19 protein-coding genes and 2 tRNA genes are annotated in these 23,448 nt (G+C 64.4%); 2 read left to right on the top strand and 19 right to left on the bottom strand.

Annotated features, from left to right (window positions below):
• Positions 1 to 97: 97 nt before the first annotated feature.
• The 5 genes from glgP to proB form a co-directional block, all read right to left on the bottom strand.
• Entirely contained in the window at positions 98 to 2,647 is a 2,550-nt protein-coding gene (glgP, locus tag ZAL01S_RS01730) for an alpha-glucan family phosphorylase (protein WP_066078760.1), read from the bottom strand.
• A gap of 93 nt (positions 2,648 to 2,740) precedes the next feature.
• A tRNA-Ile gene (locus ZAL01S_RS01725) sits at positions 2,741 to 2,814 on the bottom strand.
• Between the two features lie 48 nt (positions 2,815 to 2,862).
• Entirely contained in the window at positions 2,863 to 4,161 is a 1,299-nt protein-coding gene (locus ZAL01S_RS01720; protein ID WP_066078757.1) for a glutamate-5-semialdehyde dehydrogenase, read from the bottom strand.
• Between the two features lie 9 nt (positions 4,162 to 4,170).
• Positions 4,171 to 5,019 (bottom strand): siderophore-interacting protein, encoded by an 849-nt coding sequence (locus tag ZAL01S_RS01715; RefSeq protein ID WP_066078754.1) that lies wholly within the window; start codon positions 5,017 to 5,019, stop codon positions 4,171 to 4,173.
• Between the two features lie 68 nt (positions 5,020 to 5,087).
• Positions 5,088 to 6,263, bottom strand: coding sequence for a glutamate 5-kinase (gene proB, locus ZAL01S_RS01710; protein WP_066078752.1), 1,176 nt, complete (start codon positions 6,261 to 6,263; stop codon positions 5,088 to 5,090).
• Positions 6,264 to 6,344: 81 nt separating this feature from the next.
• On the opposite strand from proB, the gene ZAL01S_RS01705 reads away from it, so the two are divergent.
• Positions 6,345 to 6,671, top strand: coding sequence for a thiamine-binding protein (locus ZAL01S_RS01705; RefSeq protein WP_066078749.1), 327 nt, complete (start codon positions 6,345 to 6,347; stop codon positions 6,669 to 6,671).
• Positions 6,672 to 6,763: 92 nt separating this feature from the next.
• On the opposite strand, the gene ZAL01S_RS01700 is transcribed toward ZAL01S_RS01705, so the two are convergent.
• On the bottom strand, positions 6,764 to 8,008 hold the full coding sequence (locus ZAL01S_RS01700) for a glycosyltransferase (RefSeq protein WP_066078746.1): 1,245 nt from the start codon (positions 8,006 to 8,008) through the stop codon (positions 6,764 to 6,766).
• A 66-nt stretch (positions 8,009 to 8,074) separates the two neighbouring features.
• Positions 8,075 to 9,076 carry a DMT family transporter gene (locus ZAL01S_RS01695; RefSeq protein ID WP_244875298.1) on the bottom strand — a complete coding sequence of 334 codons (1,002 nt, stop codon included), beginning with the start codon at positions 9,074 to 9,076 and terminating at the stop codon, positions 8,075 to 8,077.
• Between the two features lie 105 nt (positions 9,077 to 9,181).
• Here ZAL01S_RS01695 and def point away from each other — a divergent pair, with 105 nt between their 5' ends.
• On the top strand, positions 9,182 to 9,760 hold the full coding sequence (gene def, locus ZAL01S_RS01690) for a peptide deformylase (RefSeq protein ID WP_066079353.1): 579 nt from the start codon (positions 9,182 to 9,184) through the stop codon (positions 9,758 to 9,760).
• A 147-nt stretch (positions 9,761 to 9,907) separates the two neighbouring features.
• On the opposite strand, the gene ZAL01S_RS01685 is transcribed toward def, so the two are convergent.
• From ZAL01S_RS01685 to leuA, 12 genes are all read right to left on the bottom strand, one after another.
• Positions 9,908 to 9,980, bottom strand: a tRNA-Asn gene (locus ZAL01S_RS01685).
• Positions 9,981 to 10,079: 99 nt separating this feature from the next.
• Positions 10,080 to 11,096: a D-isomer specific 2-hydroxyacid dehydrogenase family protein gene (locus ZAL01S_RS01680; protein ID WP_244875297.1), complete on the bottom strand. Its 1,017-nt coding sequence runs from the start codon at positions 11,094 to 11,096 to the stop codon at positions 10,080 to 10,082.
• On the bottom strand, positions 11,083 to 12,117 hold the full coding sequence (locus ZAL01S_RS01675; RefSeq protein WP_159421538.1) for an ATP-binding cassette domain-containing protein: 1,035 nt from the start codon (positions 12,115 to 12,117) through the stop codon (positions 11,083 to 11,085). Before ZAL01S_RS01675 ends, ZAL01S_RS01680 begins: the two co-directional genes overlap by 14 nt.
• A gap of 37 nt (positions 12,118 to 12,154) precedes the next feature.
• Positions 12,155 to 14,128, bottom strand: a complete 1,974-nt coding sequence (gene dnaG / locus ZAL01S_RS01670) for a DNA primase (protein WP_066078737.1) — start codon at positions 14,126 to 14,128, stop codon at positions 12,155 to 12,157.
• Positions 14,129 to 14,170: 42 nt separating this feature from the next.
• Positions 14,171 to 15,472: a deoxyguanosinetriphosphate triphosphohydrolase gene (locus ZAL01S_RS01665; RefSeq protein WP_066079350.1), complete on the bottom strand. Its 1,302-nt coding sequence runs from the start codon at positions 15,470 to 15,472 to the stop codon at positions 14,171 to 14,173.
• A 19-nt stretch (positions 15,473 to 15,491) separates the two neighbouring features.
• Positions 15,492 to 16,646 (bottom strand): tRNA dihydrouridine synthase DusB, encoded by a 1,155-nt coding sequence (gene dusB, locus ZAL01S_RS01660; protein WP_066078734.1) that lies wholly within the window; start codon positions 16,644 to 16,646, stop codon positions 15,492 to 15,494.
• A gap of 73 nt (positions 16,647 to 16,719) precedes the next feature.
• Positions 16,720 to 17,070 (bottom strand): hypothetical protein, encoded by a 351-nt coding sequence (locus ZAL01S_RS01655; RefSeq protein WP_066078731.1) that lies wholly within the window; start codon positions 17,068 to 17,070, stop codon positions 16,720 to 16,722.
• 89 nt (positions 17,071 to 17,159) lie between these two features.
• Positions 17,160 to 18,290: a WXG100 family type VII secretion target gene (locus ZAL01S_RS01650; RefSeq protein ID WP_066078727.1), complete on the bottom strand. Its 1,131-nt coding sequence runs from the start codon at positions 18,288 to 18,290 to the stop codon at positions 17,160 to 17,162.
• A 223-nt stretch (positions 18,291 to 18,513) separates the two neighbouring features.
• Positions 18,514 to 19,896 carry a glycine--tRNA ligase gene (locus ZAL01S_RS01645; protein WP_066078724.1) on the bottom strand — a complete coding sequence of 461 codons (1,383 nt, stop codon included), beginning with the start codon at positions 19,894 to 19,896 and terminating at the stop codon, positions 18,514 to 18,516.
• 142 nt (positions 19,897 to 20,038) lie between these two features.
• On the bottom strand, positions 20,039 to 20,839 hold the full coding sequence (locus ZAL01S_RS01640; protein ID WP_066078721.1) for an isoprenyl transferase: 801 nt from the start codon (positions 20,837 to 20,839) through the stop codon (positions 20,039 to 20,041).
• A complete protein-coding gene (gene recO / locus ZAL01S_RS01635; protein WP_066078718.1) occupies positions 20,836 to 21,591 on the bottom strand; it encodes a DNA repair protein RecO in 756 nt (251 codons plus the stop codon). The genes ZAL01S_RS01640 and recO overlap by 4 nt, the downstream gene beginning before the upstream one ends.
• 75 nt (positions 21,592 to 21,666) lie before the next feature.
• Complete coding sequence (gene leuA, locus ZAL01S_RS01630; protein WP_066078715.1) at positions 21,667 to 23,403, bottom strand: 2-isopropylmalate synthase; 1,737 nt, start codon at positions 23,401 to 23,403, stop codon at positions 21,667 to 21,669.
• Positions 23,404 to 23,448: the final 45 nt, after the last annotated feature.

Here is a 23,448-nt window from a genome sequence, read left to right as displayed (position 1 = left end):
TTTGCGCCGTGGGCGGAAAATTCACCGACATTCCCGCCGGAAACAGCGAAGTGGCCGCCCCGATTGGGCGACCACTTCGCGCTCACACGGTGAATCGTCAGTGCGGGGTGCGGATGAGGCCGAGTTCCGCCGGCGACTTCAGGAAGCGGTGATGCGGAACCACGCGCACCGTGTAGCCGAGCTCAGCAGGCTCGTCGACCGTGATGCTCGCGCGGTAGCGGCCCTCGTCATCCGACGTCATCTCGTGGATGTGCGGGTTGCAAAGGGTGTCGGCAGCATCGCGCTCCCCCACCACAGCTTCGACGCGGATCTCGCTCGCCTGCAAACTGCCGCGGTCGACGTGTGCTGCGAGGTGGATGATGCCGCCTTCCACACGGTTTTCGGTCGAGGCTTCGACGCCGCTCACGCGCACGCCTTGCCATGCCTGACTCACGCTTTGCTTCCACGCGGCGAACTGCTCCGCGTCGGCGAGGTCGGCGATCATGCGGCCGCTGCGTCCAGCCGGGAGGTACAGCTCGGTGACGTAGTCGCGAACCATGCGCTCTGCGGAGACCTGCGGGCCGACCTTCGAGATCGAGTCGCGAACCATCTGCATCCACTCGACCGGAAGGCCACGGTCGTCACGGTCGTAGAACTTTGCCGCGATCTCGTGCTCGAGGATGTCGTAGAGGGCGTTCGATTCCCACTGGTCGCGCACACGCGGGTCGGGGTGGACGGCATCCGGGATCGTCCAACCCACCTCGTCGTCGCGCATCTCGTCCCACCAGCCGTCGGAGATCGAGAAGGTGAGGCAGCCGTTCAGCACGGCCTTCATGCCTGAGGTTCCGGAGGCTTCCTGCGGGCGAACGGGATTGTTCAGCCAGACATCCGAACCAGCGCAGAGCACCTTCGCAATCGTGACGTTGTAGTCGGGCAGGAAGACGATGCGGTCGCGGACGCCCGCCTCATCGGCGAAGCGCACGAGCTCCTGCAGGAGCTGCTTGCCGCCCATGTCAGCCGGGTGAGCCTTACCGGCGATGACGAACTGCACAGGGCGCTCTTCGTTGCGGAGGATGGCCGCGAGGCGCTCAGGGTTCTGGAGCATGAGCGTGAGGCGCTTGTAGGTCGAGACACGACGAGCGAAGCCGACCGTGAGAGCGTTTTCGTCGAGGAGCTTTCGCGTCCAGCGAAGCTCGACCGGCTGCGCACCGCGAGCAACCCAGGAGTCGTGCACCGACTTCCGGGCAAGTTCGACGAGGTCGCGGCGGAGCTCATTGCGCACGCGCCAGAGCTCTTCGAGCCCCACGGCATCCGGGAAGTGCCAGTGGTTGGCGGTGGCGACGTTTCGCTGGCCGCTCATGGCCGCGATGATCGGTTTGATCGGGCCGCGAGTCCAAGTCGGGATGTGAACACCGTTCGTGATCGACGTGATCGGCACCTCATCCTCTGCGAAGTTCGGATAGAGGTCCTTGAACATCGCACGCGAGACCTTGCCGTGGAGCTTCGCAACACCGTTGGCGTACTGGGCAAGTCGGAGGCCCAGGTGCGCCATGTTGAAGCGCGAAGGGTCGTCTTCGGCACCGAGCGCAATGACACGCTCGACAGGAACGTGCGAGACGAGCGTCGACCGGCCCTGCGCGTCCGCAGCCAGGTAGCGGTGCGCGAGGTGAACGTCAAAGCGGTCGATGCCCGCGGGAACCGGCGTGTGGGTCGTGAAGAGCGTCGAGGCGCGGACCGAGGCGAGCGCTGTCTCAAAGCTTGCGCCCTTCGCCATGAGCTGGCCCATGCGCTCGACGCCTGAGAAGCCCGCGTGGCCCTCGTTCATGTGGTAGACGCCGGGCTCGGGGCGATCGACCGCAGCGCAGTAGGCCTGGACGGCGCGGACGCCGCCGACACCGAGGATGAGTTCCTGCTTGATGCGGTGCTCAATGTCGCCACCGTAAAGGCGGTCGGTGATGGCGCGGAAGTCTTCCGGGTTCTCGGGGATGTTCGTGTCGAGGAGCAGCAGCGGCACGCGACCCACCTGGGCCTTCCAGAGGGCGACCTCAACGACGCGTCCCTCCGGGAATCCCACCTGGATGTGGAGCTGCTCGCCGTTCTCGCCGCACACTGGGTCGATCGGAAGTTCCTCCGGCGGGTGGACCGTGTAATTCTCCTGCTGCCATCCCTCGCGCGAGAGAGTCTGCGTGAAGTAGCCGTAGGTGTAGAGGAGCCCCACACCGATGATCGGCACACCGAGGTCAGACGCAGACTTCATGTGGTCGCCGGCAAGGACGCCGAGGCCACCGGAGTAGACCGGGAGTGACTGCGTGATGCCGAACTCCATCGAGAAGTACGCGATCGAGGTGAGGTGATCGTCATGTTCGCGCGAGGCCTTGTCGAACCAGCGGTCGGCACCCATGTACTCCTCGAGTTCTTCCACCTCGACCTGCAGGCGGTGGAGGAAATCCTCGTCCTCGCGCAGTTCGGCAATGCGGTGCGCCGAGAGCTTCGTGAGAAGCACAATCGGGTTGCGCCCCGTTGCTTCCCAGAGTTCCGGGTCGATCGACTTGAACAGGCGCTCCGTCTCCGCTCGCCACGACCAGCGAAGGTTCTTCGCGAGCGTGCGCAGCAGCTCGAGGTTCTCGGGGAGGACGGCGGAAATGGTCACGGTGTCGTAGGCCTTCACAGGGCTAACCGTACCGGGCCATGCCAACGAAACGTTGAACGTGTCGGGGAGCGTCTTGCCGTCCTGGGTCGCAGCGACCGATGAGGGCACGAGTGGGGTGAACGGGACTTGAACCCGTGACCGATGGATTATGAGTCCACTGCTCTAACCAGCTGAGCTATCACCCCGGGCGCAGTGCGCATGTAGATGCTACCGGCCCGGGACGCTGTCAACGCTTAGGAGCGGATGTGTCCGTCGCCGTTCACGACCCACTTCGTCGTCGTGAGTTCAGCGAGGCCCATGGGGCCGCGAGCGTGGAGCTTCTGCGTGGAGATGCCAAGCTCGGCACCAAGACCAAACTCGCCGCCATCGGTGAAGCGGGTTGAAGCATTCACCATGACCGCAGCCGCATCAACTTCCGCCACAAATCGCTCTGAGGTGCCGAGGTGCTCGGTGACGATCGCTTCCGTGTGGCCGCTCGTGTGGCGGCGGATGTGTTCGATCGCCTCGTCAAGTGAGTCGACGATGGCGCAGGAGATGTCGAGGTCGAGGTACTCGGTGTCCCAGTCGTCGTCGGTCGCGGCGGAGGTCTCGGCTCCCGAACCCTCCGCGAGCGAGGCGAAGCGCCCGTCCGTGTGCAGGCGAACCTTGTGCTCGGCGAGGGCTGCGGCAACGCGCGGCACGAATTCGCCGGCGACAGCCGAGTGGACGAGGAGGTTCTCAGCGGCATTGCAGACACCGAGTCGGTGCGTCTTTGCGTTCACGACGATGTTGAGTGCCTTCTCGAGGTCGGCGGCGGCATCCACATACACGTGGACGTTGCCGGTACCGGTTTCAATCGTCGGCACCGTCGACTCGGTGATGACGGTCTGGATGAGGCCAGCCCCGCCGCGCGGTACAAGGACATCCACAAGACCACGGGCGTGCATGAGCTCTACCGCTCCCTCACGCCCCCACGGGTCAATCGACTGGACAAGGTCTTTTGAGAGGCCCTGCGTCTCGAGCGCTTCACCGATGACACGCACAATCACCTCGTTGGAGGCTGCGGCTGCCGACCCTCCGCGGAGGATGACCGCGTTCCCGGACTTCAGGGCAAGACCGGCTGCATCGACCGTGACGTTCGGTCGGGCCTCGTAGATCATGCCGACGACGCCCATCGGGACGCGGAGCTGCTTGAGACGGAGGCCGTTGGCGAGCGTCGAACCACGCACGATCTCACCCACCGGATCCGGGAGCGCTGCGACTTGACGGAGAGCTTCGGCGATACCGTGGATGCGGCTCTCGTCGAGGGCGAGACGGTCGAGCAATCCTGCGCTCGTGCCTTTCGCACGTCCACGCTCGAGGTCGCGCGCATTGGCTTCGATGATCTCGGCGGATGCAGCTTCAAGCGCATCTGCGATCTGCAGGAGCGACTGATCCTTCGTCGCGCGCGTGGCGGTCGCGAGGGGGCGGGCGGCGATCTTTGCCCGGGTGGCGATCTCGCGGATCGCGTCCTCGGCCGGAAGGTCAGGGGTGAGCTCGATTCGTTCCGTCATGCCGGAAGTTTAGCGAGCGTCATCTCGGTCAAGCTGACCGATCGGTTCGCGCTTCTCGGCTTGGAATCGATCTTCAGTGCGCCCCTTTGCCCAATAGGCGGAGAGCGAGAGCAGCTCGCGCTGTACTCCTCGTTCGGTGAGAAGGTGGCGGCGAAGCAGCTTCATGCTGCCACGTTCTCCGTGCACGAAGCACTGCGGTTCGCCCGGGAACCAGTCAAGGGATGCGACGGCTTCGAGCAGCGGCGAGCTCTCCGCCTCATCCCCCGCCGCTTCGCCGTCGACCCGGACAACGACTGCATCGCGCGGCAGCGCGAGGTCAAGCTCGATGCCCTTCGGCGCGTGGAGAACAATCTGGCACCGCGCGTGCTCGTCGAGGCGTTCAAGGCTCTGACTGATGGCTGGCAGCGCCGCCAAGTCACCGACGAACAGGTGCCAGTCAGCGTCCGAGCGCGGCGCGTACTTGCCGCCTGCACCGGTGATCACGGCGCGCTCCCCCGGCAGCGCGCGGCGTGCCCACGGTCCAGCCACTCCTTCGTCACCGTGGACGAAGAAGTCGACCGTGAGCTGCTGCGCCTCGTGTTCGGCCTGGCGGACGGTGTAGGTACGACGCTTCGGGAGGAGTTCGGGCTGCGTCGCACGAATCGCGTCGAGGTCATAGGGAGGCTCAAGCTGTTCATCCGCGAAGAGAAACTTCACGTACCGGTCGCTGAACTCGTTGTCCTGGTACTGCGCGAAGCCGTCGCCGCCAAGCACAACGCGGCGAAGTCCCGAGGGGAGATCCCAGGCGTCAACGACTTCGAGGATCGCTTGTGGCTTCTGCGGCCGCGGGCGATTCGTGGGTAGCGTCGTGGCAGCCATGTGGCTCCTTCCAGACATGAACACGGAGCTAGTAAGGGTACCCTTACTTCGGCTTCGCTGCTCGGGAGCTACTGCTCGAGATCGTCGAGGGGCCCCGGGTTGCCGCGGCTTCGGCCGACGAGGACGAGGTCGTCAAGGTGGACGACGGCGCGCCCGTAGTCTTCACCGAGTTCGTTCGCTATCTCGTCAGTGGACTTGCCGATCATTTCGCGCACGTGGCTCGAGTCGAAGGCGACCAGGCCACGGGCAATCTCCTTGCCCTCCGGGTCGACAATCGATACGGGGTCACTCGCGTTGAGGTTGTCGTCGATCGCGGTGACACCGGCGGCAAGGAGCGATGCGCGTCCCGAAGCAACCGCGCGGGCAGCGCCCTCATCCACGTGGATCTTGCCGTCGGTCTTCGCCGCGTGAGCAAGCCACAGCTGACGACGCGAGGGACGCTTGTCCTTTGCCGCGAAGCACGTGCCGACGTCTTCGCCGCGGAGTGCTTCGCGCGCGCTCGCCGCAGTCGTGAGAATGACGGGCGTCCCCGACTCGACCGCGATCTCCGCGGCGCGAAGCTTCGTGACCATGCCGCCGGTACCGACACTCGAACCGGAGCCACCGATTTCCACGTGCGCGATGTCGGCGAGGCTCTCGACCTCGGGGATGCGCTTCGTGCCCTCCTGCGAGGGCGGCCCGTCATAGAGGCCATTCACGTCGGTGAGGAGGAGGAGACCTTCCGCGCGGACGAGATGCGCGGTGAGCGCGGCGATGCGGTCGTTATCGCCAAAGCCGCGGCCATCGGCGACGAGCGCGTCGTTTTCATTGATGATCGGGACGCCGCCGAGCGCAAGGATGCGGTCGACCGTGCGCCACACGTTCCGGTAGCGCGAGCGGCGAACGGTGTCTTCGGTTGTGAGCAGCAGCTGCCCGACCGGGATGCCGTAGGCGGCGAAGGCGTCCGCGTACTGGCCGATGAGGAGGCCCTGACCCACCGAGGCAGCGGCCTGGACAGTCGCGAGGTCCTTCGGACGGCTCGGGAGATCGAGCGGGCCGAGACCTGCTGCGACAGCACCCGAGGTGACGAGGACAATTTCGACACCTTCGGCGTGACGTTCAGCCAGCACATCCACAAAGCGCCGGAGCGCCGCAATATCGAGTCGTCCATTTGCTCGCGTGAGCGAGGATGAGCCGATCTTCACGACGATGCGCTTTGCGGCGGCGATTCGAGCACGTGCGGGGGACGATGCGTTCGACGTCATACTGCTATTGTTCCACCGCTCCCTTGCGGCGATGGCCGTAAATCCTGCGGAAGCTCACACCTTGCCGCATAGTCTGGTTCTATGATCGTCGCCTTCTCAGTTGCCCCCTCTGGACCCCCGAGCGATCCCTCGCTTCGCGCGGGCGAACACGCGGATTCGGTACACCGCGCGGTTGCTGCGGCCGTCCGCGTCGTGCGGGAGTCCGGGCTTCCCAACCGCACCAGCTCGATGTTCACGGAGATCGAGGGTGAGTGGGACGAGGTCTTCGATGTCGTGAAGCGCGCGACCGAGGCCGTTGCGCCCTACGGCAGCCGCATCTCGCTCGTCATCAAGGCCGACATCCGCCCGGGGCACACGGGCGAGATCGACGGCAAGCTCGAGCGCCTCGAGCAAGCCCTCGCGGACTAGCGGCTCCCGCCGACTCCCCGATTCTCACCGCTCAGGTCGCGCGACCTAGGGTCGTAACTGCGACCTGAGCCATGGGAACGACGCACGTGTGGCTAGTGGTCGAGGGTGCGGTCTTGCTCGTTGAAGGAGTCGCGGGCGACCGACTCGATGGATTCGCCGCGGTAGAGGCGCTCGAAGAGTTCGAGCGTGCGGTCCATGGAGTGCACCTGAACCATCTCGAGGCTCTTGTTCGCGAGCTTCGCGCGCTCGTCCTCACTCATCGTGAGCACCTGACGCAGACGCTCAGCGAGCTCATCGACATTGCCCGGCTCGAAGAGGAAGCCGTTCTCGCCGTCGTGACACAGGTGCGGCAGTGCCATCGCATTGGCCGCCACGAGCGGAAGACCGGAGGCCATTGCCTCCATGGACGCAATCGACTGCAGCTCCGCGATCGACGGCATCGCGAACACCGTCGCGTGTGTGTAAAGGGAGCGGAGCTCCTGGTCGCTCACATAGCCGTGGAAGATCGTCCGATCCGCAACGCCGAGCTGCTCAGAGAGCTTCTCGAGATTGTGTTTCTGGTCTCCCCCGCCGACGATGCCGAGTTCCACGTCTGGCATCTCGGCGTGAAGCTTTGCGAAAGCCTTGAGCAGCACGTCGATCTGCTTCTCGCCGGTGACACGGCCCACGAACAGGATGCGCTTCGGCGACTTGTCGCTGAGGTCAGCCGTGTAGTCGCTCACGCGAAGACCACACGAGATCGCGAGGACGTGTTCAACCTTGCCCTGCTGCTCGAGGAATCGTGCCGCCCGTCTCGTCGGGGTCGTCACCGCGTGCGCGCGGGCGAAGGTCTTCGCGGCATCCCGCCACCAGGTCTTCGCGATCGGCTCGTGGAGCACCTTGGGCATGAGCGAGTGCTCCATGATGTTTTCCGGCATGAGGTGGTTGGTGCCGACAATGCGGATACCACGCGCCGCAGCCTCGATGGTGACGGCGCGGCCAAGCACGACCGCAGACTGGAAGTGCACAACGTCCGGCTTCACCGCATCCAGCACGCGACGGGCATTCCGGCGAGCCGTGAACGGCCAGGCGAAACGAAGCCAATCGTGCGGGTACCAGCGAAACGAACGGATGCGGTGTGCGGTGATCGTTTGCCCGTCGTAGCGTTCCAGCCAGGTTCCGTGACGTCGGCTCGCGGCCGGACACAGCACGTGTACTTCGTGCCCGCGCGCGGCCATTCCCGAGGCAAGGTGCTCCGTGAACGTTGCGGCGCCGTTGACGTCCGGGGCAAAGGTGTCCCCGGCAATCAAAACACGAAGCGGTCGTTCGGCAGCGGCTGCTGCTGGGATGTCAGTCACGAGAAACGTCCTTGAGATCGGAACATGGGCGGTGGGGTGGCTCCCCGACGAACGCGTTCGATCAGGCTACCGCGAGGTGCTTGACGCGGCGTCGCCCGCTTTAGGCGTGCCGCGACTCCGAAGCGCCGCCTGCTTACTTGCCTGGACGTCGTCCTCGCTTTGTCCACGTTCGAGCAAAAACACGCCGGCAATCGCTACGAGACCCGCCAGGCTGAAGCCGAGATACGAACTCCACGGCGCGCCATCGGTCTCACCGAGCACCACGATGCCAATCACGACAGCGACGAGCGGATCAATCACAGTGAGTCCGGCAACCACCATGTCGGGCGGACCCGAGGCATACGCGATCTGAACAAAGTATGCGCCCACGGCCGTGCCAATGATGAGCATGACCACGACGAGTATCGTGAGCCAATCAAATGCACCATTCTGGATGCGGTTGATCGTGATCTTGGCCAGCGTGGCGACAAATCCATACAGCACGCCCGCGCACACGATGTAAAAGAGCGCTTTGAACCGCTTGCGGAGCGCAACAAAGGCTATGCCAAACACAGCAACGGCCACTGCCAGCAGAATGATGACAACTTCGATGCGCAAGTTCGTGATGATGCGCTCGCGACTGCTGAGGGCCGCAATGGTGACGAAGACGCTCACGCCGACAACGCACAGCGTCACCGCCGTGATCCGGGAACGACTCAACCGCCGACCCGTGTCTCGGGCACTCAGGATCGTCGTGAGCACGAGCGATACGACGCCAAGCGGCTGCACCACAATGAGCGGTGAAAAGGCGAGCGATGCCAGCTGGAGTGCAATGGCAAGCCCGAGCATGGCGGTGCCGATGAGCCACGAAGGACGCGCGACCAGTGCGAGCAGGTGGGAGCCACCGAGGCCCTGCGCCCCGTCACTCGCGTCGTCGGAGTTGACGCCGACCTTCGCGACTCCCTGATGCTGATACTTCGCCCCGAGAGACATGAAGACGGCGCCAAGGAGCGCCAGAGGGATGCCGAGCATCTGCGTCGGGGTCAACCCCAAGACGCCTTCGCTGAGCACTGAGACAAAATTCGGCACATCGAGGATAATAAGTGTCCTGTCGCCAAGCTGCGCGCCAAACCCACCGTGCAGCCGCGCTCTCCCCCGCGCGGCAGAGGCAAGATCCCCGGCTAGCCTGAGTACATGACCATTCTTCCCATCCGCATTTACGGCGATCCGGTCCTGCACGACGTTGCACAGCCGGTCGGTGACATTGACGACAGCATTCGCGAACTGGTTGCTGACATGTACGACACCATGGATGCGGCTCCAGGCGTTGGCCTCGCCGGTCCGCAGGTGGGCGTCGGCAAGCGACTGTTTGTGTACTCCTACGAGGAGGAGTCGACTGGTGAGCGCTGGCGTGATGTCGCTATCGACCCAGTGCTCTGGCTTGCCCCAACCGAACCTGAATCGCTGCTTGAGCTCGATGAAGACAGCGAAATCGAGGGTTGTCTCTCGTTCCCGGGCGAGCGGTATCCTCTGCGCCGTTCGGAGCAGGCGCTCATGCGGGCTCGCAATCTCGAGGGTGAGGAGTATGAGCTGCGCGTCTCGGGGTGGATGGCCCGCATCTTGCAGCACGAGTTTGATCACTTGAATGGGGTCATCTACTGCGACCGTCTCGAGCATCCGTGGCACAAGGACGCATTCAAGCGCATGCGCAAGCGTTCCTGGGGCGGGCCAGGCAAAAGCTGGCTCCCGGGCACCGACAACCTCGAGGGCTAACCACCAGGCAACGCGGCGGCAAAACCCACATCACGTGTTCAGCGGGACGCACCTTCGCGGTGACGTCCCGCTTGCCGTGTCGAGGCCAATGAACTGGCCATCTCACGCACAGAAAAGGCCCCCACCCCGAAGGGTGAGGGCCACACGCTCCCCGAGTTGGACTCGAACCAACAACCTGCCGGTTAACAGCCGGCTGCTCTGCCAATTGAGCTATCGAGGATCAAACAGCTCCGCTAGCTTAGCCACACTTTTGAACACATGCAAATCAGGCGTCTCAGCGTGTCCAAGACCCGCGAAGCCCCGGTTGAACGCGTCTTCGTCAGTACCCGATGCGGGGATCACAGCGGCCAACGAACACACCCGTGCGCAGGAATGCGTCCACATTGAGCCGGATGCGTTCCGCGAGGAGCGGTGTGGTCATCCCGACCGTATCGGCACTGTGCGGTGTCACGATGGCCCGCTCGTGCGCGTAGAGCGGGTGCCCGTCCGGGAGGGGCTCAGGGTCGGTGACGTCGAGGGCTGCACCAAAGAGCTCGCCTGCGTCGAGCGCCGCCAGGAGGTCGTCGGTCACGACCATTGGTCCGCGCGCAATGTTCACGAGGACGGCATGCTTCGGGAGGAGAGCGAGACGCTTCGCGTCGAAGAGGCCGCGGGTCTCATCGGTTGCAGCTGCGGCGAGGATGACGATGTCTGCATCCACAAGCTGTGCATCGAGCTCGGCAAACTGCACGGTCCGGTGTGCGCCAGGGACAGGACCTGCGCTCCGGCGCACGATCGTCACCTCGGCTCGGAAGGGCGCCAGCTGCTCGATGAGCGCCCGGGCGATGCCGCCAGCGCCAAGGATGACGACCTTGGCGCCGTACATCGACTGGCCCTCGGCACTCCCCCATGAGGTGGCGCGCAGGCGCTTGGGCAGGAGCCGCTGGAGCGCCAGGGCGAGCGTGAGCGCGTGTTCGGCTACGGGTTCCGCGTAGGCACCCTTGGCGGAGGTGAAGAGCACGCCGCGCTCAGCGTGACGCGCCACGCGGGATGCCATGGCGTCAATACCCGCGTAAGGCAGCTGCACCCAGGTGATGCCCGGATGCTCGTCAAGCGCCTGTTCCAGCAGTTCCGGCCTCGAGTAGTCAAGGAAAATGAGCCCGCGCGTGTCCGGCCCCAGCGGCACGATCTCGCCGCCTGCGGCGTGAACGGCTTCAGCGAACGCCTCAGAACCCTCAACGGGGAGGAGCGAGATCCCACCCGGGGCAGGACGCTCAGCAGGGTCGAGTGCCGTCGGGGTCTCGGCAAGGCGCGGTTCGTGGCGACTCAGCGTCGTGGCGGTCTCAGTCGCGGTCACGGGCGTCTCCATTCAGCTGCTGGAATCGAGCAAATTCGGCACGCTGGGCCACAAGCTCCTCCTGGGCTCGGCGGGTGCGCTCACGGGCCTCTGCCTCGTCTGCGGCGTCACCGAAGAGGCCTTCGGCCACGAGATCCATGGCCGCGAGCGTGTCCTTGCTGATGGTGCCGGGGAGCTCGGTTCGTGCGGCCTCACGTGCCTGAGCCATGCGGCGAATGTACGGGTAGTCGCTCACGCGCAGCACTTCTTCAATCTCGCCCTGACCGACTTGCATCCCCTGGTCGAGGACGATGATGTTTGAGGTGAGACGTTCGATCGTCGCGAGGTCGTGACTCATGATGACCATCGTGCATTCGCGGGCAAGGTTGATGCGCTCAAGGAGTGTGAACAGCGCCGGTCGAGCAATGAGGTCAACACCCTGTGCAGGTTCGTCAATGATGAGCACGCGCGGCTCAACGACGAGGGCCTGCGCGAAGGCGATGCGCTGACGTTGACCCTTCGAGCATTCGAATGGGAAACGGTTGAGGATGCCGAGCTCGAGGTCGACCGCGTCGATGAGCATGGCCGCGGCACGTCCGAGCTTGCGACGGTCGAAGTCGCGGTCGCGCGAGAGGATCGGCTCGGCAATGTTCTCGGCGATCGTGAGGTCGTTCCGCAGCTCATTGCCCGAGTTCTCGGCAAGGTAGCCAATGTCGAGGTCGACGCGGCGCTTGGTGTCGCGGCTCGGGAAGCGCAGGTCCATACCCGCCACCTCGAGGCTGCCGCCACTGATCTTCGGCCACGCGCGACCACGGCTGCTCCGGCCCGAGAGCACACGTCCGAGGGCGCTCTTGCCGCTTCCGGCAGACCCAACGACGCCGAGGATATCGCCACGGCCGAGGGCGATGTTCACGCCGGAGAGGACCCGCTCTTCGCGTCCGCTCGCGTGATCGAGGTAGCTCACGCTCAAGTCACTCGCGAGGACGGCACGCTGTGATGCGTTCACTCCAGGCAACACTGCTCCGTTCGTTCCAACGCTCATCAATGATTCCTCGAGCCTAGTCGGCCTCATCGAGGAATTACTCTCCACGCAGGCGGCGCTTTTGCACCTCAAGCTGTGCAATCTCTTGCTGCAGCTCTCGGAACCGTTCGGCCTGCTGCACCGGATCCGTTCGGCTGAGCGCACCCACCAGCGAGGCCTTCGTTCGCAGCAGGTCTCGCTCGATGAGCGTGCGGGCAATATCTCGCACGTAGGCGTACACGCGCTCTTCATCGGGGCCGGCTGGCAACGGCATCATCGCGAGCTCTGAAACGAGACCGCGGAAGCTCTGCGGCACTTCGTCGGCGATTCGCCCAATCCATCCGGGCTCCGTGAGCTGCGTCCGCGAAGCGAGGATGCCGTCACGAACCGTTGCCAGCGAGGCATCGTTCATGTGCACCGCGAGGAGCTCATCGAGCAGCGTTCCCGGGAGCGCTGTCGGGTACTGCAGGATGGCGATGAGGGTGTCGCGTTCCAGCCGCGTGAGGTGATCATTCGGCAGATCCGCGAGGCGCACCTGCGGCAGTCCGAAATCGGGTGCCGCATGTTCGCGCGGCGGCTCGAAGGCATCCTCGGGAGGTGGCTCGAAACCTTCAGGTTCTGGCGCATCGAAGCGCCCGCCCGCTGGCATGGGTGCACGTCGCGGCGTCATGGCACGAGGGGGCATCGTCTGCGGTCCGTGACTGGATGCAGTGCTCCCCCGCCGCGCCTGCTGCACGGCACGGTCGACCATCTGGAGGTCCATCCCGAGCCATTTCGCCAAGAGGCGCACATATTCGGGTTGGACGGCCCGGTCACGGATGCCCGCCACGACGGGTGCTGCCTGACGGAGCGCGGCAACACGCCCCTCGACGGTGTCGAGATCGTGGTGCGAGAGATGCTGCCGGATGACGAACTCATACATCGGCTGCGCTGCGGCGATGAGATCGACGACGGCCTGATTGCCCTGTGCGAGACGCAGATCACACGGGTCAAGACCGGCGGGCGGCTGCGCGACGAACGTCTGCGCTGTGAAGCGCTTTTCCTCCTGGAACGCCCGGAGCGCAGCCTTTTGCCCCGCCTCATCCGGGTCGAAGGTGAAGACGACACGGCCCGACCCGGATTCGTCATCCATGATGCGGCGGATGAGCTTAATGTGGTCGACGCCGAACGCGGTACCGCAAGTGGCCACCGCGCTCGTCACGCCAGCAAGATGGGCAGCCATGACGTCCGTGTAGCCCTCTACCACGACGACTTCGTGCTCACGTGCGATGGTCTTCTTCGCGAGGTCGAGGCCGTAGAGCACCTGCTGCTTGTGGTAGACCGGTGTTTCGGGGGTGTTGAGGTACTTCGGGCCCTTGTCCTCGTCAAAGAGCTTGCGCGCACCGAAACCGAGCGTCTGGCCGGAGGTGTCGCGGATCGGCCAGATGACGCGGCCTCGGAAACGGTCGTAGCTGGAACCGCGATCGTTCGTCGACACGAGCCCGGCGTCCTTGAGCTCCTGCATCGTGAAGCCCTGCTCGCGCAGGTGTGTGGTGAGCGCATCCCAGGTGTTCGGGGCGTAGCCGACCCCGAAGTGCGATGCAGCTTCGGCATCGAAGGAGCGACCCCCCAAGAAGGCATGTGCTGGAGTAGCGTCTTCGGTGAGCAGCTGTGCCTGGAAGAACTGCTCAGCGGCACGGTTCGCGAGGAGCAGACGCGCGCGGCGCGAGTAGTCGGGCGCCTGGGCGCCGTCTTCGTACGTGAGTTGGTAGTTGATCCGCTCCGCCAGCCGCTCAACGGCCTCAGAAAAGGTGACGTGGTCGATCTTCTGCACGAAGGAGTAGACGTCGCCGGATTCGCCACAGCCGAAGCAGTGAAAGTGCCCCAGGTGTGGCCGGACGTGGAAGGACGGCGTGCGCTCGTCGTGGAAGGGACACAGGCCCTTGAGCGAGCCGACACCCGCACTCTTCAGCGTGACGTGGTCGCTGACAATGTCGGCGATATTCGTCCGCGCGCGAACCTCTTCGATGTCACGCTTGCGGATGAGAGCCATGCCCCGAATTGTAGACGGCACGACCGACACCCGCCGCGTGCGCTACATCACTGCGCCGCCGAGGCCATGTTCGCTCCCACACAGGCGCGAGTACCAGGCGATCGCACCGGGGTCGGTGAGGCTCGCAATCTGGTCCACGATGACGCGCTTTCGCGCCGTGTCATCGGCGGCCTGCGCAAAGTCGAGACGGAACATCGGTTCAAGGTGCTCGTCGCCGGATTCCCAGAGCCGGTCGCACAGTTCGGTCAACAGCTCGCGCTGGCGCGCGTAGATCGGCTGACGAGCATCCGCCGACATAATGAAGCCGGCGACGATGCCCTTGAGGAGCGCAATTTCCGCCTTGATTTCTCGCGGGATGACGACCCCTGCGCGGTAGCGGATGAGCACACCCTGGCCGTGTTCCTCTTCCGTCGCCGCGGTTGCCGCGCGTGCGAAGCGGCCGATGAGCTGGCTCGTGAGGTTCTTGAGGCTTGCCTGGACCCGGCGTGCATCGTCGTCGGCATCCGTCATCCACACCGGCAAGGCTTCGAGACGGCAGAGTGCCTCGTCGAGCTCCTCCTCCGAGAACTTGCCGCCAGACCAGTCGCTCGCGGTGAAGAGCATGGCGGGGCGGTTCTCCGGCAACGCGAGTTCCTTGAGCGGAATGAAGCCCTCCATGATGGCGTCCTCGAAGTCGTGCACGGAGTACGCGATGTCGTCGGAGAGGTCCATGACCTGCGCTTCAATCGGAGTGCGTCCGTCGACAGCACCCTCACGAAGCCAGCGGAAGATTGGCTCGTCGTCTTCGTAGTAGCCAAACTTGCGAGTACCGCGGCTCAGGCCTTCCTCACGCGACCACGGGTACTTCACGGATGCGTCAAGGCACGCGCGCGTGAGGTTGAGGCCCAGCGGGCGCCCCTCACTCGTGACGACCTTCGGCTCGAGCCTGCTCACAATGCGCAGCGTCTGCGCGTTGCCCTCAAAGCCACCACAGTCGTCCGCCCAGGCGTCGAGTGCCTTCTCACCGTTGTGACCGAAGGGCGGGTGACCGAGGTCGTGCGCAAGACAAGCGGTGTCGACGATGTCCGGGTCGAGTCGCAGGTTCGTCGCAATTTCGCGGCCGATCTGCGCGACTTCGAGCGAGTGCGTGAGGCGGTTGCGGGCGAAGTTCACGCCCGAGGCAGGCGAGAGCACCTGCGTCTTGGCAGCCAGGCGTCGAAGCGCGCTCGAGTGCAGCAAGCGTGCACGGTCACGCGCGTAGGCGGTGCGGCGGCGTGACTCGTGTCGTTCAGCGAGAAAGCGTTCGGAATCTTCCGGCCCGTAGGCCCCGTCGTCCACGAACTCATCAAAGCGAGAGGCATTCATGAGCTCGGCAAGACGAGGACTAGCCACCTGAGTTCTCCGTTTCTGCTGCGGCCACATCGCGTTGGCCCTGTTCGTCAAGATCGCGCGAGTCGAGCCAACCGTCCGGGAGCGCCGGACGCTTGGGCGTACCGGCACGACCGCGCGGGCCTTCCGCGTCTGCGCCCGGATACGGGGCGTCGTGGTCAAGTTCGCCGAGGATTTCGTCCATTTCGGCGAGGGATTCCACGAGTGCGAGGCGGCGACGCGTGTCGCCACCGATCGGGTAGCCCTTGAAGTACCAGGCGATGTGCTTGCGGATGTCGCGGCAGGCGTGCGCTTCATCGTCGAGGAACTCCGCGAGGAGCACGGTGTGTCGGCGGAGCGCGGTCGCCACTCCCCCAAGCGTCGGCTGGATGCGGTGCTCTTCGCCACGGAAGGCTGCTTCGAGGTCGCCGAAGAGCCATGGCCGTCCGAGGCATCCACGACCCACAACAACACCATCGCAACCGGTTTCCCGCATCATGCGCGGGCCGTCTTCACCCGACCAGATGTCGCCGTTGCCGAGCACCGGCACGCTCGTCACCCTTTCCTTGAGCTTTGCGATGGCCGACCAGTCCGCCTTGCCCGAGTAGAACTCGGAGGCAGTGCGACCGTGGAGCGCCACAGCAGCGACACCCGCGTCTTCTGCGATGCGGCCCGCCTCAAGATAGGTGAGGTGGTCCGGATCGATGCCCTTACGCATCTTGATCGTGAGCGGGATGTCGTCCGCTGCCTTCACTGCGCCCGAGACAATCTGGCGGAAGTGCTCGCACTTCCACGGAAGTGCAGCGCCGCCGCCCTTTCGGGTGACCTTCGGCACGGGGCAACCGAAGTTGAGGTCGATGTGGTCGGCGCGACCTTCCGCCACGAGCATCCTCACAGCTTCACGGACGGTTTTCGGATCGACACCGTAGAGCTGAATAGAGCGGATGTTTTCGCTCGGGTGATGCTCGATGAGCTTCATCGAAACCCGAGTGCGCTCAACGAGAGCACGACTCGTGATCATTTCCGACACGTAGAGGCCACCGCCGTATTCGCGGCACAGGCGACGGAACGCCATGTTCGTGATGCCCGCCATCGGGGCAAGCACAACAGGCGACGCCAGCTCGATGGGGCCAATGCGCAGCGGAGAGAATTCGGAATTCACGGTCGACATATTGCGCCTATTGTCGCAGGCACACCGGCCTCACGCACGAGCGCCGTGGGCTTCCGGGCAGATTCACCCCGGACTACTCGTCCAGGAACGAAATCAGGCCGTTTTCGGGTGCGTCGATGACCGCATCCGGCCCGAACTTCTCCAGGAAAGCGTGCTTGCTCACATTGCGCGAGACGAGACCGTACAGCCCCACCACCTTGCCGTCCTTGGTGAAGACAATGCCGCCGCCGGGGGTCGAGTCAAAGTGAGCTTCGCCGGTATCGAAGCCGCACGCGTCCTTGACGTCTTGCTGTTCGGCGCCCTCACCAAAGGCACACATGGTGTCCCACTCGAAGTCCGTGAGATCGGCCACACGCACGCCGTCAAGCGTCGCGTCACTCTTCGCGATGCGGCTCACGAGTTCGGCCTCGGTGTTGTAGTCCATGGTTCCTCCTAGAGAACATGCGCTGAGGAGCGTGGCGAGCGCTACCACGAGCACCATGCCGCCGGTGCGAGCAAGCCAAGAATGTGTTGTCATCGACGGCGGGCCTCGTCCCACTTCGGGTTCGACGGTGCGTTCGTGTTCGTGAGCTTCGGGTCAGTGGGCTCCGCGGTGGGGCGCGAGGCATCCACCTGGTTCGACGGCACGAGTTCGCCGCGATCGTTCACGGCGACTGCCTGACCGCTCTCGACCGCGTCGCGCACGAGTTCAGCCAGCTCCTGCGGCGTCGCGTTCGGGTTCTGCTCGTAGATACGACGGCCGAGCTCGTTGTTGTGGAGGTCCATGGCTTCCTTGTAGGCAGGGTTGCCGTCAAGGCCTTCGTGGGCCGTACCGAACTTCTCAGCCCACTCCACGCCACGTTCGCGTGCCATAAGCGCGTTCCAGTAGGTGTGTCGGAAGGCATCGTTCAGGCCGTCTTCTGCACCACTCTTGGGGTAGTACTCGGATGCGGTGTTGTAGGCCTGGTCCTTGATCCCGTTGAGTGCGTTCACTTCCCAGGGCCACAGCTCCCGCAGCATCTCAGCTTCGGTCGCAGACATCTTTTTCTGCGGGCCGAGGGGCCCAAGCGGTGCGTAAACACCGTGGCCGTTCTCGTCGGGGCTGGTCTGGTAGTCGTTGAGGATGCCGTCGATGTCGTCCTCGGTGCGCACCGGGATGCCATCAACCGGGCCACGGCCAGTGCCCGGGCCCTTCGTTCCTCCACCCGGGCCGCCGCTGCCACTGACTGCGTTGCCGCTTTGCTCATCCGCACTCGTATCGCGGTCTGCGCTCGCCGTATTGCCGCTCACGCCATCGCCGGCCGCGGAAGTCCCGTCCGACTGCTGTGCTGCGCTCTCATCGGCGCTCTGGCTCGATTCGCTCACAGACCGTCCCGAGCCCGAACCGCCCTGCCCGTTGCCACTGGCGCTGTCCTGCTCTTCTGCCTGCTGCTGGAGCATTTGGTCGTGCTCCGCGAGCAGTGCCGACAGATCGCGGAGGTCCTGAGCAGTGAGGTCATAGTCGGCACGGAATCGGTCGGCATCGGCACCGATCCAGATGACCACCTGAACTTCGCGGCCAGTCTCGTCGGCTGCCTGCAGAGCCTCGTCACTCTGCTGCCCAAACGCCGCTGCGACGCCTCGAAGTTCGTCAGTGTTCGCACCAAACATGCCAACTGCCATCATTACCCCCTCGTGGTGTGGTTTCGGCAGCCCCCCACTGCCTGCATTCAGATTCGACGTGGAAAGGAAACACGGGGTGAAGCACACGGCGAAGCGTCGAGATTCTCCATCTTCGGGTGGACCAAATCTCTCGACCAGAACGACAAGCCAGCGCAGTCGCCTCATGCTCAGGCATATGACGCGGGGCGGCCCGCACATGCGGACCGCCCCGTGACGTGTGGAGACACTAGGCGCCCTGGAGACGCTCCGTGAGGTACTGCTCAACGTTGTCGAGTGCGACGCGCTCCTGCGACATCGTGTCGCGCTCGCGGATCGTGACGGCCTGGTCCTCGAGGGTGTCGAAGTCGACCGTGATGCAGAACGGCGTACCGATCTCGTCCTGACGGCGGTAGCGGCGACCAATCGCACCGGCCTCGTCATACTCGATGTTCCAGCGGCGACGGAGGTTGTCGGCAAGCTCCCTTGCCGTGGGCGTGAGCTCTTCCTTCTTCGAGAGCGGCAGCACAGCAGCCTTGACCGGCGCGAGGCGCGGGTGGAGCGAGAGGACGGTGCGCTCGTCAACGCCGCCCTTCGTGTTCGGAGCCTGGTCGATGCGGTATGCGTCAATAAGGAAGGCCATCATCGCGCGAGTCAGACCGAAGCTTGGCTCGATGACGTACGGCGTGTAGTGCTCGCCCGATGCCTGGTCGAAGAACTTGAGGTCGGTGCCCGATTCCTTCGAGTGCGAGCCGAGGTCGTAGTCGGTGCGGTTGGCGACACCCATGAGCTCGCCCCACTCCGAACCCTGGAAACCGAAGCGGTACTCCATGTCGATCGTGCCGGCCGAGTAGTGGGCGCGGTCTTCCTCGGGGACATCGAAGCGACGCATGTTCTCTTCGCGGATGCCGAGGTCAATGAACCACTGCCAGCAAGCCTCAACCCAGTGCTCGAACCACTGCTGAGCTTCCTCGGGAGCGGTGAAGAACTCGATCTCCATCTGCTCGAACTCGCGCGTGCGGAAGATGAAGTTACCGGGCGTGATCTCGTTGCGGAAGGCCTTACCGATCTGGCCAATACCGAACGGCGGCTTCTTGCGAGCTGTCGTGACGACATTGTTGAAGTTCACGAAGATGCCCTGTGCAGTCTCGGGACGAAGGTAGTGCAGACCTTCTTCGTTGTCGACCGGGCCGAGGTAGGTCTTCATGAGGCCCGAGAACATCTGTGGCTCAGTCCAGTTGCCTTCCTGGCCGGTCTCCGGGTCACGGATGTCGGCGAGGCCGTTCTCCGGCTGCTTACCGTGCTTGGCAACGTACGCTTCGATGAGGTGGTCGGCGCGGTAGCGCTTGTGGGTGTGGAGCGACTCGACGAGCGGGTCGGTGAAGGTGGCGACGTGACCCGAGGCCTCCCACACCCGCTTCGGGAGGATGATGGAGGAATCGAGGCCGACCATGTCGCCGCGGCTGCGGACGAAGGTCTGCCACCACTCGCGCTTGATGTTCTCCTTCAGCTCCACGCCGAGGGGACCGTAGTCCCATGCGGAACGCGATCCACCGTAGATTTCACCTGCCTGATACACAAAGCCGCGTCGCTTTGCGAGGGCGATGACCTGATCGAGGGTGGACTGCGCCATGGTTGTGCTCCTGAAGACGGGGGCGGAATAGGCAAGCCGCGGAACTCCGCGGCACTCCTTCGAGTGTATCCGGGAGCGTTCACTCCAGCTGACATTTCCTACTGTGCGCCTGCACGGGCTCCCCAACCCCTCTCATGTACCCCTAGCGCGTGACGGGCTTGTCCACCGCTCCACCGAATCGGCGGTCGCGTCCGGCGTAGCGTTCAATCGCCTCCCAGAGGTCGGTGCGCGAAAAATCGGGCCACAGCCGCTCGAGGAACACCATTTCGGCGTAGGCCGACTGCCAAAGCAAGAAGTTTGAGGTGCGCTGTTCACCCGAGGAACGCACAAAGAGGTCGACATCGGGCATCTCGGGGTCATAGAGGTGTCGGGCAATCGTCCGCTCGGTAATGCGTGCGGGGTCGAGCTTGCCAGCCTTCGCCTCGGCGGCAATTGACCGCACGGCATCGGCGAGTTCAACGCGACCGCCGTAGTTGACGCACATGGTGAGCGTCATGCGAGTGTTGTCCTTTGTGAGTGCTTCAGCGGCACGTAGGTCGTCGATGACCGATTTCCAGAGCTTCGGCGTGCGACCGGCCCACTTCACGCGGACACCCCACTCGTTGAGCTGATCCCGGCGGCGGTGCAGCACCTCACGGTTGAAGCCCATGAGAAAGCGAACCTCCGCCGGCGAGCGACGCCAGTTTTCGGTGGAGAAGGCGTACACGGAGAGGTGCTTGACGCCAATCTGGAGCGCTCCGGCGACGACGTCCAGGAGGGCCGCCTCGCCTGCTCGGTGCCCTTCGGTGCGCGGGAGTCCACGTTCGTTGGCCCAGCGGCCATTGCCGTCCATGACGACGGCGACATGCTTCGGGACGCTCGCGGCGGGAATCTCGGGCGGGTAGATCCCAGTCCAGTCGATCGGCTTGAACGGTTCAGCAGCCGGATGGGTGCCTCGAGTCATCGCTGTCCTCTCGCGGGTGTGGAAGCCAGTCGGCCGCGCTCAGCGACCGCTCGCGCACGGAGCGTCGTCTCCAAATGGAATTCAGCGTACGCGGCGACGAGCCGTGATGCGCGATCCGATTCGATCGTGCCGACGTCTGAAAGCGCTGCCCAGTCACCTTCCAGGAGTCGTTGGAGCTGGAGGAGGACGGCAGGTTCCACCCGTTCTCCCCCGCGTGCACACTGCTCGCACGCGGCTCCACCGAGCGCTGGCACGAAACGTTCACTCGGGCCTGGCCGTCCGCAGCGACCGCACTGCAACAACGAGGGAGCCCAACCGGCGAGTGCGAGTGAGCGGAGCGTGTACGAGTCAAGGATGTGCTGGCTCGCATGTTCTCCGCGAGCGAGGGCGCGCAGCGCCCCAACGAGGAGGACGTGCTGCGTTGCTCCGCTATCCGCTTCAGTCACGCGGTCGGCGAGTTCCACCATGACGCTGGCTGCCTCATACCGCTCGTAATCGCTGGCAATGTCGGCGCCATATTGAGCGAGGGAGACGGCCTGCTGGACGGTGTCGAGGTTGCGTCCCTGCCAGCACTGCACATCCACCACCATGAAGGGTTCAAGTCGGGCACCGAACTTTGAAGAGGTTCGGCGGACGCCCTTCGCAACCGCGCGCACTTTGCCGTGCGCCTTCGTCAAGAGGGTGACGATGCGGTCTGCTTCACCGAGACGGTGGGTTCGAAGCACCACGGCTTCATCTCGGTAACTTGGCATGCCCTCAGTATCCGCCATCGACGGACACAGCGAGGCGCGGCACGGGGATGCTTCCCATGCCGTGCCTCGTCGTGCCTAATTGTTTCGGGCGCTCCGGTTGAGTGCGGACACGATGGCCTTGAGCGATGCCGTCGTGATGTCGCCGTGGATACCGACACCCCAGTAGCTCGCTCCGTCGACCTCGAGCTCGATGTAGGAGGCTGCCTGCGCGTCGGCACCTGCGGAGAGCGTGTGCTCGACGTAGTCGGTGAGGCGCGCCTCGATGCCAGCGTCCGCGAGGATGTGCAGGAATGCGTCAATGGGGCCGTTGCCAACGCCGACCACCTCGAGGTCCTCGCCACGCTTGGTGAGCTTCGCAGTGAGCTGCACTTCGCGATCACTCAGTGTGCTCGCGCTCACGCCGCGCAGGCGCAGCATCCCCCAGCCGTGCTCGGCGTCATCGACCGGCAGGTACTCGTCCTGGAATATGGCCCACACGGATGCGGCCGACACCTCGCCACCCTCACTGTCGGTGCGCTGCTGCACGACCTTCGAGAACTCCATCTGCAGGCGACGCGGCAGGTCGAGGTTCTGGTGCGCCTTGAGGAGGTACGCGACTCCACCCTTGCCAGACTGCGAGTTCACGCGGATGATCGCCTCGTAACTGCGGCCCAGATCCTTCGGGTCAACCGGCAGGTACGGCACGGACCACACCATGTCGTCCATGTGGGTGCCGCTCGCGATGGCATCCCGCTCCATCGCTTCGAGGCCCTTCTTGATCGCGTCCTGGTGCGATCCTGAGAAGGCCGTGTACACGAGGTCACCACCCCACGGTGAGCGCTCGTGCACGCGAATCTGGTTGCAGTATTCGACCGTGCGACGAATCGCGTCGATGTCCGAGAAGTCGATTTGCGGGTCGATGCCCTGGGTGAAGAGGTTCACGCCGAGGGTCACGAGGTCGACATTGCCGGTGCGTTCGCCGTTGCCGAAGAGGCAGCCCTCGATGCGGTCCGCTCCTGCCATGTAGCCGAGCTCGGCTGCGGCGACGCCGGTGCCCCGGTCGTTGTGGGGGTGGATGGAGAGGATGATGTCTTCGCGACGGGCGAGGCTTCGGTGCATCCACTCGATCGAGTCGGCGTACACGTTCGGCGTCGCCATTTCGACGGTTGCCGGCAGGTTCACGATGACCTTCTTGCCGCTGCCAACCGGAGCGAGGACATCGACGACGGCGTTGCAAATGTCACGTGCGAACTCGAGCTCGGTACCCGTGTAGCTCTCGGGCGAGTACTCGTAGGTGATGTCGGTGCCCGGGATGACGGACTCGAGCGAGCGGCACAGGCGCGCACCGTCGAGCGCGAGGTCGATGATGCCCTGCTTGTCGCTGCGGAACACGACCTCGCGCTGCAGCACGCTCGTCGAGTTGTAGAGGTGGACGATCGCGCGCGGGCACCCCTCGAGGGACTCGTAGGTGCGACGGATGAGGTGTTCGCGAGCCTGCGTGAGCACTTGAATCGTCACATCGTCTGGGATATGACCGCCCTCAAGAAGCGTGCGGACGAAATCAAAGTCGGTTTGGCTCGCGGACGGGAAACCAACCTCGATTTCCTTGTAGCCAATGTCTACGAGCAGCTTGAACATCGTGAGCTTGCGCTCGGCATCCATCGGGTCGATGAGGGCCTGGTTGCCGTCGCGCAGATCGACGGCGCACCAGCGCGGAGCGCGTTCGATGCGTGTGTTCGGCCAGGTGCGATCCGGCAGTTCGACCTTGATCTGCTCGTGAAACGGCACGTAGCGATGGATGGGCATGCCCGATGCTTGCTGGGTGTTCTTCATTCCTCTGGATTCCTCGTCGCTGTGGTCTAAGCCGACACGAACCTC

The organism is [Zimmermannella] alba NBRC 15616 (assembly GCF_001570905.1).
Classification (GTDB): domain Bacteria; phylum Actinomycetota; class Actinomycetes; order Actinomycetales; family Microbacteriaceae; genus Pseudoclavibacter; species Pseudoclavibacter albus.
Note: the sequence above shows the minus strand (reverse complement) of the source record. Positions and strands in the feature narration are given on the sequence as shown.